This window comes from Nocardioides sp. (genome assembly GCF_030149505.1).
Lineage (GTDB): Bacteria > Actinomycetota > Actinomycetes > Propionibacteriales > Nocardioidaceae > Nocardioides.
This window is the reverse complement of sequence record NZ_JASBRN010000053.1, coordinates 102,963-118,237: the sequence shown is the minus strand read 5'-3', so window position 1 is coordinate 118,237 and position 15,275 is coordinate 102,963. Positions and strand designations below refer to the sequence as shown.

At 73.8% G+C, this 15,275-nt stretch carries 16 protein-coding genes; 7 read left to right on the top strand and 9 right to left on the bottom strand.

From position 1 onward, the window contains the following. Positions 1–176: 176 nt before the first annotated feature. Complete coding sequence (locus Q1V71_RS11930; protein ID WP_300644036.1) at positions 177–854, bottom strand: response regulator transcription factor; 678 nt, start codon at positions 852–854, stop codon at positions 177–179. Continuing rightward, on the bottom strand, positions 851–1,999 hold the full coding sequence (locus tag Q1V71_RS11925) for an ATP-binding protein (protein ID WP_300644035.1): 1,149 nt from the start codon (positions 1,997–1,999) through the stop codon (positions 851–853). The genes Q1V71_RS11930 and Q1V71_RS11925 overlap by 4 nt, the downstream gene beginning before the upstream one ends. A gap of 121 nt (positions 2,000–2,120) precedes the next feature. On the opposite strand from Q1V71_RS11925, the gene phoU reads away from it, so the two are divergent. Beyond that, positions 2,121–2,780 carry a phosphate signaling complex protein PhoU gene (phoU, locus tag Q1V71_RS11920; RefSeq protein WP_300644034.1) on the top strand — a complete coding sequence of 220 codons (660 nt, stop codon included), beginning with the start codon at positions 2,121–2,123 and terminating at the stop codon, positions 2,778–2,780. A gap of 130 nt (positions 2,781–2,910) precedes the next feature. On the opposite strand, the gene Q1V71_RS11915 is transcribed toward phoU, so the two are convergent. The 3 genes from Q1V71_RS11915 to Q1V71_RS11905 all read right to left on the bottom strand — a co-directional run bounded on the left by Q1V71_RS11915 (position 2,911) and on the right by Q1V71_RS11905 (position 5,317). Next, on the bottom strand, positions 2,911–3,654 hold the full coding sequence (locus tag Q1V71_RS11915) for a phosphoglyceromutase (protein WP_300644033.1): 744 nt from the start codon (positions 3,652–3,654) through the stop codon (positions 2,911–2,913). A gap of 5 nt (positions 3,655–3,659) precedes the next feature. After that, complete coding sequence (locus Q1V71_RS11910; RefSeq protein WP_300644032.1) at positions 3,660–4,205, bottom strand: hypothetical protein; 546 nt, start codon at positions 4,203–4,205, stop codon at positions 3,660–3,662. 110 nt (positions 4,206–4,315) lie between these two features. Then, positions 4,316–5,317, bottom strand: a complete 1,002-nt coding sequence (locus Q1V71_RS11905) for a UbiA family prenyltransferase (protein WP_300644031.1) — start codon at positions 5,315–5,317, stop codon at positions 4,316–4,318. A gap of 268 nt (positions 5,318–5,585) precedes the next feature. On the opposite strand from Q1V71_RS11905, the gene Q1V71_RS11900 reads away from it, so the two are divergent. Both Q1V71_RS11900 and Q1V71_RS11895 read left to right on the top strand, forming a co-directional pair. After that, positions 5,586–6,071, top strand: coding sequence for a CarD family transcriptional regulator (locus tag Q1V71_RS11900; RefSeq protein WP_300644030.1), 486 nt, complete (start codon positions 5,586–5,588; stop codon positions 6,069–6,071). 106 nt (positions 6,072–6,177) lie between these two features. Beyond that, on the top strand, positions 6,178–6,738 hold the full coding sequence (locus Q1V71_RS11895; protein ID WP_300644029.1) for a 2-C-methyl-D-erythritol 4-phosphate cytidylyltransferase: 561 nt from the start codon (positions 6,178–6,180) through the stop codon (positions 6,736–6,738). Between the two features lie 40 nt (positions 6,739–6,778). On the opposite strand, the gene Q1V71_RS11890 is transcribed toward Q1V71_RS11895, so the two are convergent. Next, the gene (locus Q1V71_RS11890; RefSeq protein WP_300644028.1) at positions 6,779–7,510 is read right to left on the bottom strand and encodes a 2-C-methyl-D-erythritol 4-phosphate cytidylyltransferase; all 732 of its coding nucleotides are present in this window, start codon (positions 7,508–7,510) and stop codon (positions 6,779–6,781) included. A 204-nt stretch (positions 7,511–7,714) separates the two neighbouring features. On the opposite strand from Q1V71_RS11890, the gene nirD reads away from it, so the two are divergent. Beyond that, complete coding sequence (gene nirD / locus Q1V71_RS11885) at positions 7,715–8,062, top strand: nitrite reductase small subunit NirD (RefSeq protein ID WP_300644027.1); 348 nt, start codon at positions 7,715–7,717, stop codon at positions 8,060–8,062. 70 nt (positions 8,063–8,132) lie between these two features. Here nirD and Q1V71_RS11880 read toward each other — a convergent pair whose 3' ends face one another. Together Q1V71_RS11880 and ispF are read right to left on the bottom strand one after the other, a co-directional pair. Further along, a complete protein-coding gene (locus tag Q1V71_RS11880; RefSeq protein WP_300644026.1) occupies positions 8,133–9,059 on the bottom strand; it encodes an alpha/beta fold hydrolase in 927 nt (308 codons plus the stop codon). Beyond that, positions 9,056–9,538: a 2-C-methyl-D-erythritol 2,4-cyclodiphosphate synthase gene (gene ispF, locus Q1V71_RS11875; RefSeq protein ID WP_300644025.1), complete on the bottom strand. Its 483-nt coding sequence runs from the start codon at positions 9,536–9,538 to the stop codon at positions 9,056–9,058. The genes Q1V71_RS11880 and ispF overlap by 4 nt, the downstream gene beginning before the upstream one ends. A gap of 196 nt (positions 9,539–9,734) precedes the next feature. On the opposite strand from ispF, the gene Q1V71_RS11870 reads away from it, so the two are divergent. Both Q1V71_RS11870 and Q1V71_RS11865 read left to right on the top strand, forming a co-directional pair. Beyond that, a complete protein-coding gene (locus Q1V71_RS11870; protein WP_300644024.1) occupies positions 9,735–11,324 on the top strand; it encodes a molybdopterin-dependent oxidoreductase in 1,590 nt (529 codons plus the stop codon). Further along, positions 11,324–12,064, top strand: a complete 741-nt coding sequence (locus Q1V71_RS11865) for an SDR family oxidoreductase (RefSeq protein ID WP_300644023.1) — start codon at positions 11,324–11,326, stop codon at positions 12,062–12,064. The genes Q1V71_RS11870 and Q1V71_RS11865 overlap by 1 nt, the downstream gene beginning before the upstream one ends. 315 nt (positions 12,065–12,379) lie before the next feature. On the opposite strand, the gene Q1V71_RS11860 is transcribed toward Q1V71_RS11865, so the two are convergent. Further along, positions 12,380–13,636 carry a C39 family peptidase gene (locus tag Q1V71_RS11860; RefSeq protein WP_300644022.1) on the bottom strand — a complete coding sequence of 419 codons (1,257 nt, stop codon included), beginning with the start codon at positions 13,634–13,636 and terminating at the stop codon, positions 12,380–12,382. A 183-nt stretch (positions 13,637–13,819) separates the two neighbouring features. Between Q1V71_RS11860 and cysS the strand changes: the two genes are divergently transcribed. Next, on the top strand, positions 13,820–15,226 hold the full coding sequence (gene cysS, locus Q1V71_RS11855) for a cysteine--tRNA ligase (protein ID WP_300644021.1): 1,407 nt from the start codon (positions 13,820–13,822) through the stop codon (positions 15,224–15,226). Positions 15,227–15,275: the final 49 nt, after the last annotated feature.

The following is a 15,275-nucleotide window of genomic DNA, read 5'->3' as shown; positions in this document are numbered from 1 at the left end:
TCGGACGTGGTGCCGGTGGTCGAGCAGCCCGAGCCCTCGGCGAGGGCGTCGTCGAGACCGCGTGAGGCGGCCGCCGATCGTCACCCACGCGAGCCGCTCGGGGCAGAGGTCCGCTTCCGGCGTACGCGGTCTCGACGACGGCTCGCTGGCGCTCGCCTGCTCGACCGACCTGCTCGTCAGAGGTCCAACTTGTAGCCCAAGCCCCGGACGGTGACGAGGTACTTCGGCTCCGACGGGTCCGGCTCGAGCTTGGCCCGCAGCCGCTTCACGTGCACGTCGAGGGTCTTGGTGTCCCCGACGTAGTCTGAGCCCCAGACCCGGTCGATCAGCTGCCCGCGCGTGAGCACCCGGCCGGGGTTGCGCAGGAACATCTCGAGGAGCTCGAACTCCTTGAGCGGCAGCTTGGTCTCGGTGCCATCGACGGTCACCACGTGCCGCTCGACGTCCATCCGCACCGGCCCGGCCTCGAGCGTGGAGGTCGCGGCCTCGGGCTCGGTGCCGCGGCGCAGCACCGCGCGGATGCGGGCGACCAGCTCGCGGGGGGAGTACGGCTTGGTGACGTAGTCGTCGGCGCCGAGCTCGAGCCCGACCACCTTGTCGACCTCGTCGTCCTTGGCGCTCACCATGATCACTGGGACGCTGGAGGTCGCCCGGATCTGCCGGCACACCTCGGTGCCGGGGATGCCGGGCAGCATCAGGTCCAGCAGCACGATGTCGGCCCCGTTGCGGTCGAACTCCGCCAGCGCGGCGTTGCCGTCCGCGGCGATCGCCACCTCGAAGCCCTCCTTGCGCAGCATGTACGCGAGGGCGTCGCTGTAGCTCTCCTCGTCCTCGACCACCAGTACCCGTGTCACGGGCTGTCCTCCTGTGTCTTCCTCTCGGCCCCGAAGTGCTGGGGCAGCGTCAGGGTGAAGGTGGACCCCTGACCCTCTGCCGACCAGACCCGGACCTCGCCGCCGTGGGTGGCGGCGACGTGCTTGACGATGGACAGGCCGAGCCCGGTGCCGCCGGTGGAGCGGTGGCGGGCGGGGTCGACCCGGTAGAAGCGCTCGAAGATGCGGTCCAGCTCGTCCGCGGGGATGCCGATGCCCTGGTCGACGACCGAGATGTCGACCGAGCCGTCGTCGACGCGCGTGGTCACGAGGACCGTGGAGTCGTTCTCGGAGTAGGACACGGCGTTGCTCACGAGGTTGGAGACCGCGGCGGTGACCTGCTGCTCGTTGCCGAAGACCTGCAGGTCCGGGGTGCCCCCGACGAGCACCTGGATGTGCTTGGCCTCGGCCTCGGTCCGGCTGGTGTCCACCGCGTGGGCGATCACGTCGTCGAGGTGCACCGCGACGGGCGCGTCCAGCGGGTCGTCGGCCTGCAGGCGCGAGAGCTCGATGATCTGCTGCACCAGCGTGCCGAGCCGCTCGGACTCGCCGAACATCCGGGAGGCGAACCGGCGTACCGCCTCAGGGTCGTCCGCGGCGTCCTGCATCGCGTCGGAGAGCAGCCGGATCGCGCCCACCGGCGTCTTCAGCTCGTGGGAGACGTTGGCGACGAAGTCGCGGCGCACCTCCTCGACCCGCTTCTCGCGGGTGCGGTCCTCGACCAGCGCCAGCACCAGCCGCGAGCCCAGCGGCGCGACCCGCGCCGTGACGTAGCGCGAGGGCGCTCCGGGCCGCGCCATGAGCAGCTCGGTCTCGCGGATCTGCCCGTCGCGGCGTACCTGCCGCACGACCTCGGCGAGCTCGGCCGAGACCAGCCGCGAGCCCCGCACCAGCCCCAGCGCGTACGCCGGGGCGGAGGCCTTGAGGACCTCCTCGTTGTCGTCGACGACGACCGCGCTGGAGCGCAGCACCGACAGCACGGTGCCGACCCCCTCGGGGACGACCGGCTGGGCGCTGGCGGGGACCGCGTGCTGCTGGCGGTCGCTGATGTGCCACGCCAGGACCGCGCCGCCGGCGACGACGGCGCCGATCACGGCCGCGAGAGCAGCCTGCAGCGTGGGGTCCACGGAGGGAAGAGTACGCACGGGCGACACCGTGCGTTCGCCGCTGGACGCGGACGTAGGCAACGTTCACCCCGCGTTCACGGCGTCACCCCGTCCTGTCACCCGCTTCTCCTAGGGTGGCCGTATGCGTGACGTCTTCCACGAGCAGCTCGACGCGGTCTTCGGCGACCTGGCCACCATCTGCGGCCAGGTCGAGACCGCCGTCGTCCAGGCGACCAAGGCCCTCCTCGAGGCCGACGTGGAGGTGGCCGAGCGGGTCATCTCCGGCGACGAGGTGATCGACCGGGCCCGGATCGAGGTGGAGGAGAAGTGCTTCGAGCTGCTCTCCCTGCAGCAGCCCGTCGCCACCGACCTGCGCGTCGTGGTCGCGGCGCTGCGGATGGTCACCGAGCTGGAGCGGATGGGCGACCTGTCGGTGCACGTCGCCAAGATCGCCCGCATGCGCGTGCCCGAGGTGGCCGTCCCCGGGGAGATCCGCCCGACCGTGGCCCGGATGGCCGAGGTCGCCGGCGACATGGTCCACCGGGTCCGCCAGATCATCGTGGACCGCGACGTCTCCGCCGCCATCGAGCTCGGTCGCGACGACGAGATCATGGACCAGCTGCGTCGCGCCAGCTTCGCCCAGCTGCTGGGTGACGACTGGGCCCACGGGGTCGAGGCGGCCGTCGACATCGCCCTGCTGGGCCGCTACTACGAGCGGATCGCCGACCACGCGGTCTCCATCGCCAACCGGGTCGTCTTCGTCGTCACCGGCCAGGACCCGCGGGCGGCTGCCGAGGCCTGAGGGCGGGCCTGGGCCGGCGGCTTGCAAGGTTCATCGGCCGGCCGCTGAACCTTGCGGTGGGCCGATGAAGCCCTGTCGGCCGACCGCAGGGTTTGTCGGCCGGCCGATGAAACGTCCGCGCGCGGGCCCGCTACTTGCCCTGGTTCGCGACGGCCGCAGCAGCAGCCGCAGCCGCCTCCGGGTCGAGGTAGCGCCCGCCCTTGGTGACGGGGGCGAAGGAGTCGTCCAGCTCGTAGACCAGCGGCATGCCGGTGGGGATGTTGAGCCCGGCGATGTCCTCGTCGCTGATGCCGTCGAGGTGCTTGACGATCGCGCGCAGGCTGTTGCCGTGGGCGGCGACGAGCACCGTCTTGCCGGCGGCCAGGTCGGGGACGATGTCGGACTCCCAGTAGGGGACCATCCGCGCGATGACGTCCTTGAGGCACTCGGTGGCCGGGAGGTCGGGGCCGAGGTCGGCGTAGCGGACGTCGTGGGCCTGGGAGAACTCGTCGTCGAGGTCGATCGGCGGCGGCGGGACGTCGAAGGAGCGGCGCCAGAGCATGAACTGCTCCTCGCCGTACTGCTCGAGCGTCTGCTTCTTGTCCTTGCCCTGCAGCGCGCCATAGTGGCGCTCGTTGAGCCGCCAGGACCGCTTGACCGGGATCCAGTGGCGGTCGGCGGCGTCGAGGGCGAGCCCGGCGGTGGAGATCGCGCGGCGCAGCAGCGAGGTGTGCACGACGTCGGGGAGCACCCCGGCCTCGAGCAGCTGCTCGCCGCCACGGCGGGCCTCGCCTTGGCCCTTCTCGGTGAGGGGCACGTCGACCCAGCCCGTGAAGAGGTTCTTGGCGTTCCAGTCGGACTCGCCGTGCCGCAGCAGGACCAGGGTGTGGCTCACGGCGATCAGCCCTCGTAGCCCTCGTAGCGGCCGTCGTACAGCGGCTCGATGGCCTCGCAGTCGTACTCCTCGCCCTGGCCGCCCTCGCTGATGTCGAAGCCGTCGAACTCGTCGCAGTCGGTGACGACGGCGACGTCCAGCTCGACGTCCTCGCCGGTGTCGAAGGAGAGCTCGACGGTGACGAAGTCACCCGCGCGGAAGTCGCCGGTGACGGGGATGCCGTTGCCCTGCTCGGAGAGGTTGTAGAAGCCGAGCGGCGGGATCGTGGCCGGCTCGACGTCCTCGAAGGTGATCGTGGCGTCGCCGACGGGGCGGATGCCCTCGAAGGTCACGCTCTCGCTGCCGGAGTTGTTCGACAGCCCGGCGATGAACGTGCCGGAGCCGGGCGCCTTGGACACGATCACGGCGGACAGCACGTCGACCGAGGCGTCGCGGGCGATCGAGCCGGCGGCCGGGGTGTAGACGCGGTCGGTGGCGTTGTCGAACCCGCAGGAGGACAGGGTCGCGGCCAGCGCGAGGGCGAGGACCGGCGTGAGGCGGCGCATGTGCATGTGAGGAGTGCCTTCGAGTCGTACGACGGGGGCGCCGACAGCCTAGCGGGGCCGTGACCCGCCGCTGACAGGGCGTCCGTCACACCCCGGCTGCCACGGTGCGGAGCGGCTCAGGCCTCCAGGCCGACGAGCGTGCCGGCGACGAGGATGCCGGCGCTGACCAGCGCGAGGTAGGTCGTGGTGAGCGCGAGCAGCCGCGCGGCGCCGAGCTTCATGCCCAGCCGCAGCGGCAGGTAGCGCCAGCCGTCCTCGTGGTCGGCCACCAGGCCCCACAGGGCCGTGAGGAAGTGGACGCCGATGCCCAGCAGGGCGGCGAGCACGACCATCGCCGGCTGCGGCGCGGAGCCGCCGTCGTGGTTGCCCCAGCCGCCGTAGGACAGGAAGGCGGGGTAGAGCGCGAACGAGACCGCCCAGGGCACGGGGCTCAGCACGCTCGTGCGCAGCACGAGGTTGCCCAGGCCGGCGATGAGCAGCGAGGCGAGGTAGACCCCGCCGGCGACCAGGCCGTTGGACAGCGACAGCGGCACGACGAGCAGCACGCCGCAGGCGATCGCGAACCACACCTCGCCGGGCTCGAGCCGCCCGTCGGCGACCGGCTTGCCGGTGCGCTGGTGCTGCGCGTCGCGACGGCGGTCGACCACGTCGTTGTGCCAGCCGAGCAGGGTCTGCCCGACGAGCACGGTGAGCAGGACCAGGCCCAGGTCGCGCGTGGGACGGTCGGCCAGTGCCGCGGCGACGGTCACCAGGACCGCGGTCACGACGGCCTGGCGGGGGTGGGCCGCGCGCAGGAGCAGCACCGGTGTCGCGTCCAGCACCGGACGGCGTACGACGGCGGGCGGCGGCGGCACGGCGCTGCGGGTGCCCCCGGTCGACCCGGCGGCGGTGACCGGGACCGCTGCGTCGTCGGAGCCCGTCCCGGGGCCCTCCGCCGTGCCTTGGGCGGCGGCCTCACGGCGTCGCTTCAGCCAGCTCCCGGGGCGCGGGCGCTCCTCCTCGGGGGTCCGCTCCTCGGTCAGGGTGTCTGCGCCGGTTCCCTCGGCCGCGCCGGGAGCAGCCGACGGCGGCGCGTCGGTGGTCTCGGTGCGACGTCGTCGCAGGTGTGGTCTGGCCATGCCCCGCAGTATGTCGCGATCACGAGCGCCGTCCGGGTGTTTCCGCAGGACATCGGGGACCCGGGCGCCCGCGCAGGCGCCCGACTGGCCCGGGAGATCGTCCGGCCCGGGGGATCGCGGACCGGCCGTCGTACGTCGTCGAGGGCGGTCGCCAGCATGCGGACCGCGGTCCTGTCAAGCCCTCCCTAGCGCTCTGACCTGCACAAACGCGCGCCGACACGCCGAGAACCCGTGTTAAGATGGTCGCCTAGGAAGGGGAACTTCACATATGACTTTCACCGTCGGCGAAACGGTCGTCTACCCCAATCACGGGGCCGCCATCATCGAGGACATCGAGATGCGGAAGATCAAGGGGGAGGACCGGCAGTACCTCGTGCTGAGGATCGTCGCACAGCAGGACCTGGTGGTTCGCGTGCCGGCCTGCAACCTGGACCTCGTCGGGGTCCGCGACGTCGTCGACAAGGAGGGCCTCGACCGCGTGTTCGACGTCCTGCGTGCCGAGCACGTCGAGGAGCCGACCAACTGGTCGCGCCGTTACAAGGCCAACCTGGAGAAGCTGCACAGCGGCGACGTCATGAAGGTCTCCGAGGTCGTCCGCGACCTCTGGCGCCGCGAGCGTGACCGCGGCCTGTCGGCCGGCGAGAAGCGGATGCTGGCGAAGGCCCGCCAGATCCTCGTCTCCGAGCTGGCCCTGGCCGAGCACACCAACGAGGACAAGGCCGAGGCCATCCTCGACGAGGTGCTCGCCTCCTGAGCCCTCGAGGCTGAGGCAACGCCTCCACAGCAGCACGACGAAGCCCCCGGGACGGTCCCGGGGGCTTCGTCCTTCTCCGGGCGAGACAGGGGCTAGCGTGCGTCTCGTGGGTGAGTACTCCGAGGAGCGCGAGGCGCTCGGCCTCCTGGTCGAGGCCGACCGTGGCTCGCTGCCGTTCGCGCTGCTGCACGGCGAGGCGCTCGTCGCGTGCGCGGCGTGGGCGCTGGGGGAGGCCGGCCTGACCCAGGTCGACCTCGGCACCGCCTGGGAGGCGCTGGTCGAGGCCGGGGAGCCGCTGGTCCTGCACGACCCCCTCTGCCCCATGACCCCCGCCGACTTCCTCGTCGCCTGCCTGGAGCGCTGCGAGGCCGAGCAGGCGGTCGTCGTCGGCACCCGACCCGTCACCGACACGCTCAAGGGCCTCGACCCGCAGGGGTACGTCGGGGAGGGGGTCGACCGCGACACCGTCCTGCAGGTGACCTCGCCGGTGGTGCTGCCCGCCGCGGTCGTGGCTGCCCTCGACGGTCTGCCGTCCACCGACTTCGCGACCCTCGTCGGCGTGCTCGCCGAGCGGTTCCCCGTCGTGGCCGCCACCGCCCCGCCCGAGGGGCGCCGGGTGGCCGACGAGTCCGACGTGCGGCTGCTCGAGGCGTTCACCGCGCACTGATGCCGGCGACGGCGCGGACCGTTCGGTCGCACGCCGCGGTTCAGCCCCCGAGCAGCGTCTCGGCCAGGGCGAGGTCCTCGGGCCAGGTGACCTTGAGGTTGGCGGCGGTGGACCGGACCGCACGCACCGGCAGCCCGGCGTACCGCTCGAAGGTCGCAGCCGTGTCGGTGCCCTCGAAGCCGTCCCGCCCGGCGGCCCGGTAGGCGTCGAGCAGCGGCGCGGCGCGGAAGGCCTGCGGGGTCTGCACGCCGACGAGCGGGCCGGCAGCGGGGCGGAGGGTCCCGGTCACCAGTGCGGTCGCGGGGGTGGCCGGGAGCGCACCGCCGTGCTCGTGCGCGGCGGTCACGACCGCGTCGAAGAGGGCCGGGCTCGCGAGCGGGCGGGCGCCGTCGTGGACCACCACCACCTCGGTGCGGCCGCCCTCCACGTGGTGCGCGACGGCTCGCAGGGCGTTCCACTCCGACGCGTGCCGGGTGGGGCCGCCGTCGACCAGGGCCACCTCCACCTCCGCCGCTGGGCCGTCGACCGGCAGGTGCGGTGCCAGGGCCCCGGCCACCTCGTCCCGCTCGCCGGGGGCGGTGACCACCACGACACGGTCGACACCGCGGGCGGCGAGGGCGTGGAGCACCGACCACGCCAGCAGCGGGCGGTCGCGCAGGGGGAGCAGCACCTTGTTGCGGTCCGCCCCGACCCGAGTCCCCGACCCGGCGCCGAGCACGACCACCGTGACGCCACCAGGGCGAGGTGCCTCCTCGGGGGTCTCGGTGCTCACGCGCGGCAGGCTACCGACCGGGGCGCGGTCCCGCGGCCGTCCCGGGGGTGGTCCCGATGCGCGCCCGTCCCCGGCGCTGCTCGCGGGAGTGACCGCAGGGGGATCCCGTCGGGAGGACGAGCGGCGGAGTTTTCACGGCCGTTACACGGCGAAACCCGGGTGGTACGCCGGCGCTCCTAGGTTCGGTGGCCGAAGGAGGGAGCCATGACCGTTCGGGAGGACTGGCACCCGGTCTGCCGCGTCGAGCAGCTGCAGGTCGAGCGGGGTGCCACGGCGCTGGTGCACGGGCAGGCGGTGGCGCTGTTCCGGCTCGAGGACGGCTCGGTCTACGCGCTCGGCAACCACGACCCGTTCGCCAAGGCCTCGATGCTCGCCCGGGGCATCGTGGGCCGCCGCGAGGACGTGCCCTTCGTGGCGCCGCCCAGCCACCGGCACGGCTTCGACCTCCGCACGGGCCGGTGCCTGGACGACGAGCACGTCTCGGTGCCGGCGTACGACGTCAAGGTGGTGGACGGGGTGGTGCTGGTCGGGCACCGCAAGGGCGCGGCCTGAGCTGGCGGAGCGGGGTAGTCCGCACGCGCACGCAGGTGTCGCGTGCTGCGAACCTGCCTGGGCGTGCGGACTATCCCCGCTGCGCGAGGGCGACCGGCGCTGACCGCACCCCGGCGCGGGCCCGCTCGACGGCTGAGACCAGCTCGGCGGAGACGGCCTCGTCCCGCTCGAGCGGGAGGTAGTGGCCGGCACCCGGGAGCACGAGCAGTCGGGCCCCGTCGATCGCGGACGCGAGCCGGCGGGCGTGGACGGGTGGGGTGAGCACGTCGGCGCTGCCGACCATGACGGTGGTGGGGACACCGGCGTACGCCTTGAGGTCATCGGTGCGCTCGTGGCCCATGAGGTCGCGGTAGAAGCCCGACATCGTCGCGGGCGCGCAGCTCACGAGCTGGTCGACGACCAGGCCGGCGTCGCGCAGCCGCAGCGGGGTGCCCATGAGGATCTGGTTGACCACCCAGCGCTCGATCGAGGGAGTGCGGCGGCGCTCGGAGCGGGTGAGCAGCCGGGCCCGGGTCGCCAGCACCCGCGGCAGCTGGCGGCGCAGCAGCGGCCCCATCTCGGGGAAGCCCAGGGTCACGGTGTCCAGGCCGCCGGAGGACGTCGCGACGAGCACCAGTCCGGCGACCCGCTCGACCACGTCGGGGCGCACCTCGGGCAGCGCCATGATCGTCATGCCGCCGATCGAGTGCCCGGCCAGCACCAGCGGGCCCTCGGTGGCGAACGTGTCGACGACCTGGCCCAGGTCGCGGGCCAGGCGCGGCACGGTGCAGTCCCGCTCGGAGGCGACGTCGGAGCGGCCGTGGCCGCGGGCGTCCCAGGTGACCAGGCGCAGGTCGGGTCCGTACGTCGCCAGCAGGTGCCGCACCTGGTAGTGCCAGTCCTGCTCGTCGGCGGTCCAGCAGTGCGCGAGCAGCAGGGTGAGCTCGGCGTCCTCGCGGCCGTAGACCGTCACGTGCAGCCGGGCGCCGTCGTCGACGTGCAGGGCGTGCGTCCTCATGCCGGCACCACCAGCGCGGTCGCGATCGCGGCGACCCCCTCGCCGCGGCCGGTCAGCCCCAGCCCGTCGGTGGTCGTCGCCGAGACGCTCACCGGCGCGCCGACCGCGCCCGACAGGGCGGCCTCGGCCTCGGCGCGGCGCGGACCCAGTCGCGGCCGGTTGCCGATCACCTGGACCGCGACGTTGCCGATCTCGAAGCCCGCGGCCCGCACCCGGCGGGCGGTCTCCGCCAGCAGGGCGGTGCCCGCGGCGCCGGCCCACTCCGGCTCGCTCGTGCCGAAGTTGGACCCCAGGTCGCCCAGGCCCGCGGCCGAGAGCAGCGCGTCGCACGCGGCGTGCGCGGCCACGTCGGCGTCGGAGTGGCCCTCGAGGCCGTGGTCCTCGTCGGGCCAGGAGAGGCCGGCGAGGTGGAGGGGTACGCCGGGGGCGAGCCGGTGCACGTCGGTGCCGGTGCCCACGCGGGGGAGACGGGTCGTCACCCTCGGAGGCTAACGGCCGCGGGGCCCCGGGCGGGGCCGTCCCGGGTTTTTCCGGGACGCGTGTCGCAGGTACCTGGGTGCGGCGGGGTGTCGTGGCTCGCGGCGCCCGCACCGCGACCAGCGCCAGGGTCGTCCGTCACCGGACCGTCACCGCCGCGCTCCCGTCCGGCACCCGTGCCTGGGACATGATGGGTCCGTGCCCGAGCGTCCCTCCCTCGACCGTCGAGCCCTCGCGTGGCCGCTGGCCGGTCTCCTCGCGGGCGCAGCCGGCGTGGTCGCGAGCTACGCCGCGGCCATGGTGCTCACCATCCGCGAGGCGCCGTTCGTGGCGATCGCCGAGCTCGTGGTGCGCACGACCCCGGGACCGGTGGTGCAGTTCGCGCTGAAGTTCTTCGGCGCCTACAACAAGTCCCTCCTGCTCGGCGTCATGACGGTGCTCTCGGTCGCGCTGTTCTTCTTCGTCGGCCGCTGGGCCAGGCGCCGCTGGTGGGTGCCGGTGCTGGTCTACTCGCTCCTCGCGGTCCTCGCGGCGGTCGCGGTCGTCTCCTCGGCGGGCTGGGCCACCGTCGACCTGCTGCCCGTGGCGATCGGCTACGTCACCTGGCTCGTCGCGCTCTCGCTGCTGACCGAGCCCCTGCGTCGCGTCGACGCCGGGGCGACCCCCGCCGGAGCCGGCTCGGGGCGGCCGCTACCGGGGGCCGGGTCGGTTCCGGCGTACGTCAAGGGACGGCGGGAGTTCCTCATCAGGGTCGCCGCGATCGGCGGGGTCGCGGCCATCGTCGGGGTCAGCGGACGGCTGCTCGGCAGCGGGCGTCGCAAGGTCGAGGAGACCCGGCGGCTGCTGCGCCTCGACGTCCGGGCGCCGCGCGTGCCCGCCGGGTCGCGGCTCGAGGTCGAGGGGATCTCGCCGTGGCAGACGCCCAACGAGGAGTTCTACCGGATCGACACCGCCATCGTGACCCCCGCGATCGCACCCGAGGACTGGTCGCTGCGCATCCACGGGATGGTCGAGCGCGAGGTCGTCGTGACCTACCAGGACCTGCTCGACGAGGAGCTGAGCGACGCCTGGGTGACGCTGTGCTGCGTGAGCAACCCGATCGGCGGGCCGCTGGTGGGCAACGCCTGGTGGAGCGGGGTGCGGATCGACGGCCTGCTCGAGCAGGCCGGGGTGCTGCCCGGCGCCGACGCGGTGCTGCAGACCTCCGAGGACGGGTGGAACTGCGCCACCCCGCTCGCGGCCCTCACCGACGGGCGCGACGCCCTCCTGGCCGTCGCGATGAACGGCGAGCCGCTGCCCATCGACCACGGCTTCCCGGTGCGGATGGTCGTGCCCGGGCTCTACGGCTACGTCTCGGCGACGAAGTGGGTCGTGGACATGGAGGTGACGCGGTTCGCCGACGTCGACGCCTACTGGACCCAGCGCGGCTGGGGCGAGCTCGGCCCGATCAAGACCGCCTCCCGGATCGACGTGCCCCGCTCGGGGTCGAGCGTCCCCAGCGGCACCGTGCAGGTCGGCGGCGTCGCCTGGCACCAGCACACCGGCATCTCCGCCGTCGAGGTCTCCCTGGACGGCGGCCCCTGGCAGCCGATGGAGCTCGGACGGGTCCCCAGCGACGACACGTGGGTGCAGTGGGGCGGCTCGATCGAGGTCGGCCCGGGCGACCACCTGCTGCGCGTGCGCGCCACCGACGGGGACGGGGTCGTGCAGACCCCCGTCGAGCGGGACGTGCTGCCCGACGGGGCGACCGGCCACCACGTGGTCGACTTCAGCGCGCAGGACTCCTGATGCAGGACTTCGCGGGCCGCCCCGGGGCAGCCCTGGTCGTGGGCGGCAACGGGGGCATCGGGGCGCGGGTCGCGGCCCTGCTCGCAGCCCGCGGGTCACGGGTCGTCGTCACCCACCGTCGTACGCCGGCAGAGGGGGTGGCCTCGTACCCGCTCGACCTGGGGGCCGGCGACGCGGCCGCGCAGGCCGACGCGGTCGTCGCGGCGGTGCTGGCCGAGCACGGGGCCCTGCACACGCTCGTGCACGCCGCCGGCCCGCACGTGCCGATGGTCCACCTCGGGAGGGTCTCCGCGGCCGACATGGCCACCCAGCTGCACGACGACGCGGGCGGCTTCTTCACCGTGGTGCGCGCCGCGCTCCCGGCCCTGCGCGAGTCGCGCGGCTGCGTCGTCGCCGTCACCACCGCCGCCACCTCCCGCTTCCCCAAGCGCGACGGGCTCTCCTCGGCGCCCAAGGCCGCCGTCGAGGCGATGGTGCGGGCGCTGGCGGTCGAGGAGGGGAGGTACGGCGTCCGGGTCAACGCCGTCGGTCCCGGCATGCTCACCGACGGGATGGCCGCCCGGCTCATCGGCTCCGGCGAGCTGTCCGACGAGGCCCTCGAGATCACCCGTCGCAACATCCCGCTCGGGCGCTTCGGCAGCGCCGACGACGTGGCCGAAGCGGTCTGCTTCCTCGCCTCCGACCGGGCCGGGTTCGTGTCGGGCCAGAAGCTGGACGTCGACGGGGGCTACGGCTGCTGAGGGTGGGTCGTCGGTAGGTCGGTCGGGTGTGCGCGACCGCGGTCGGGTGGGGCCGCGCGGTGCCGCGGCCTCCTGAGGGCCTGCGGAGGCACCGCCTCCCGCAGACGCCCCCTTCGTCGCTACCAGGCTCCTCGCTCGTCCCTCACGAGGAGCCCGCCAGACCCAACCACGCTCCTCCGGGGGCGTCTGCGTCCGGCCGCGCCTCCGCAGGCCGGGTGAGCCGGCGGCGGCCCCGCGCACCGGGCCATCCGACCGCGGCCGCGCACCCCCGCCTCCGTGGCTGGTGGTCGGGGCTGGACGCGGGGCGGGCTCGGGTCAGGGGCGCAGGACGTAGGCGGTGCCGGTGGAGGCGTCCAGCCAGGCCCGCTCGAGCTGGGCGCGGTCGTAGGTGCGGCGTACGCCGGCGGGGGAGTCGGCGGCGGGGTCGTTGACCACGACGTCGCCGTCGGCGGTGAAGCCGACCACGACCAGCAGGTGGCCGTCGGAGGAGGTGAGCGGGCCGCCGCTGAGCTCACCGGCGTCGAAGACGATCGAGATGATGACCGGGAGGCCGTCGGCGACCAGGCGCTCGACGGCGCGCAGGTCGGGGAGGCGGGAGACCTCGGCCCGGCCGACCAGGCGGGCGGCGTAGGCGACGTTGAACGACCAGTTGCCGGCGCCGTCGTACCCGTGGTCGAAGGTCATCCGGGCGGCGTGGTCCACCCAGGGCGCGCCGTGGCCGTCGGGGACCCAGGCGTAGTCGCGGGCCGGGGGCAGGGCGTCGTGGAAGGCCAGCACCATCGACAGCGACGTCGGGGAGCACCAGGCCTCGCCGCCCCCGCCCCACTGCGGGTAGTGGCCGGTGTGGACCATCTGGCTGTAGCGCGGCACGTCGAGCACCGCGCCGCCGGCCTGCGCGACGACGCCCGGCTTCGAGGTCGGCGGGCGGGTGTCGGGGCGGCGCGAGGTGGTGGCCGAGAGGTGGCCGAGGCTGGGGGCCTTGGTGGTGGCGCCGGTACGACGCATGAGGCTGACCCGCACGCGCCAGCGGTCCAGGCCGGCCGCGGAGGCGGTGCGCCAGGTGTCGGTCGCGACGCGGGCGAGGTCGTCGTCCTGGCCGGGGACGCTCGTGCGGCGCAGGTGCTTGTCGCCGTAGGCCCAGCGCCCGAGGCTGTCCCACGAGCTGCGGCGCCCGGACGCGTCCTGCCCGCGCACCTCGACCTCGACCCACGAGTCACCCGGGGTCTTGGCCTCCCAGCTCGCGACGAGCTCGGTGAAGCCGAACCCGGGACGGGCCCACCTCGAGACCCAGCGCCCGACGTCGTACGTCGTGCCGCCGAGCGTGCGGGTGCCGACCGGGTCGGCGAGGAAGAGCCGGCCCCGACGCAGCTCGGTGCCGGCCGTGCGGCCCGAGGCCAGGTCCGCGCCGGACCAGCCGCGCAGGTCGGTCTGGATCTTCGCGGCCGCACGCTGAACCGCATGCTCGGCCGCACGGCGGGCACCCGGTGCGGACGTGTCGGCGACCGCCGGGGTCACGGGTGCCAGCGGGGAGAGGGTCAGGGCCAGCGCGAGGGAGGGGAGGAGGCGACGCACCCGATCGAGGGTACGTCACTCCTGTCACATGCGTCACAGGATGAACGATGCGCTCGAACCAGCGCCGACTCACGCTCGAACCAGTGCCGAGTCACCGTCGAACCGGTGCCGAGTCACCGTTGGACGAGGGCCGACTCAGCGGGGAATCGGGGGTGGGGGTGGCGCGCTCCTAGACTGAGGCGGGTGAGCATCAGGCTGTACGACACCGCGACCCGCGAGGTCCGTGACTTCGTGCCCCTCGAGGAGGGACGGGTCGGTGTCTACGTCTGCGGGCTCACGGTGCAGTCGGAGCCGCACGTGGGGCACGTGCGCAGCGCGGTGAACTTCGACGTCCTGCGCCGGTGGCTGACCCACCGCGGGTTCGCGGTCGACTTCATCCGCAACGTCACCGACATCGACGACAAGATCCTCACCAAGGCCGAGGTGCAGGGCCGCCCCTGGTACAACCTCGCCTACGACATGAAGCGCGAGCTCGACCGGGCCTACGCCGCGCTCAACGTGCTGCCGCCGACCTACGAGCCAGCCGCCACCGGCCACGTCCCCGAGATGGTCGCGCTGATCGAGCAGCTCATCGCCAAGGGGCACGCGTACGCCGCCGAGGACGGCACCGGCGACGTGTTCTTCGACGTGCGCAGCTGGCCGGGGTACGGCGCGCTGACCCACCAGCGGATCGAGGACATGGAGGCCGCCGAGGACGCCGACCCGCGCGGCAAGCGCGACCCGCGCGACTTCGCCCTGTGGAAGGGGCGCAAGTCCACCGAGCCCGAGACCGCCTCGTGGCCCAGCCCGTGGGGTCCCGGCCGGCCCGGATGGCACATCGAGTGCTCGGCGATGGCGGGCAAGTACCTCGGGCAGGCCTTCGACATCCACGGCGGCGGCGTCGACCTGCGCTTCCCCCACCACGAGAACGAGCTGGCCCAGTCGCGTGCGGCGGGGCACGGCTTCGCGGCGTACTGGATGCACAACGCCTGGATCACCACCGCCGGCGAGAAGATGTCCAAGAGCCTGGGCAACAGCCTGCTCATCCCCGCGGTGCTCGAGCGGTTCCGCGGTATCGAGCTGCGCTACTACATGGTCGCAGCGCACTACCGCTCCACCGTCGAGTTCTCCTTCGAGGCCCTCGGCGAGGCGGCGGTCGCCTTCCGCCGCATCGAGGCCTTCGTCGAGCGTGCCGCCGACGCGGTGGGCGGGCTCCCCGAGCCCGGGATCGCCTGCGCGGACTTCGTGCAGGCCATGGACGACGACCTCGGTACGCCGGCCGCGGTCGCCGCGATCCACGAGGTCGTCCGCGAGGGCAACAAGCTGCTCGCGGGCGGGGACGGCCCAGCCCTGCGCGGCAACCTGGCCTCGGTCCTGGCCATGCTCGACGTCCTCGGCCTCCACCCGGCCGACCCGGCGTGGGGCGAGGAGAAGGGCGATGACCGGATGGCGGCCGTCGTCGAGGCCCTCGTCTCCGGGCTGCTCCAGCAGCGCGCCGAGGCGCGCGCGGAGAAGGACTTCGCGACCGCCGACGCGATCCGCGACCGGCTCAAGGAGGCCGGCGTGGAGATCACCGACACCCCCGACGGACAGAAGTGGAGCCTCGCCTGATGGCCGGGGTCTCGACGACGCTCGCTTCGCTCGCTGCTCGACCAGCGGT

What these genes read in the sequence shown, in the direction of transcription:
- Q1V71_RS11880 (WP_300644026.1), bottom strand. Translation starts at nt 9,059, where the DNA reads ATGAGGACGCACGCCCTGCACGTCGACGACGGCGCCCGGCTGCACGTG.
- Q1V71_RS11900 (WP_300644030.1), top strand. Translation starts at nt 5,586, where the DNA reads ATGACTTTCACCGTCGGCGAAACGGTCGTCTACCCCAATCACGGGGCC.
- phoU (WP_300644034.1), top strand. Translation starts at nt 2,121, where the DNA reads ATGCGTGACGTCTTCCACGAGCAGCTCGACGCGGTCTTCGGCGACCTG.
- Q1V71_RS11910 (WP_300644032.1), bottom strand. Translation starts at nt 4,205, where the DNA reads ATGCACATGCGCCGCCTCACGCCGGTCCTCGCCCTCGCGCTGGCCGCG.
- Q1V71_RS11905 (WP_300644031.1), bottom strand. Translation starts at nt 5,317, where the DNA reads ATGGCCAGACCACACCTGCGACGACGTCGCACCGAGACCACCGACGCG.
- Q1V71_RS11865 (WP_300644023.1), top strand. Translation starts at nt 11,324, where the DNA reads ATGCAGGACTTCGCGGGCCGCCCCGGGGCAGCCCTGGTCGTGGGCGGC.
- nirD (WP_300644027.1), top strand. Translation starts at nt 7,715, where the DNA reads ATGACCGTTCGGGAGGACTGGCACCCGGTCTGCCGCGTCGAGCAGCTG.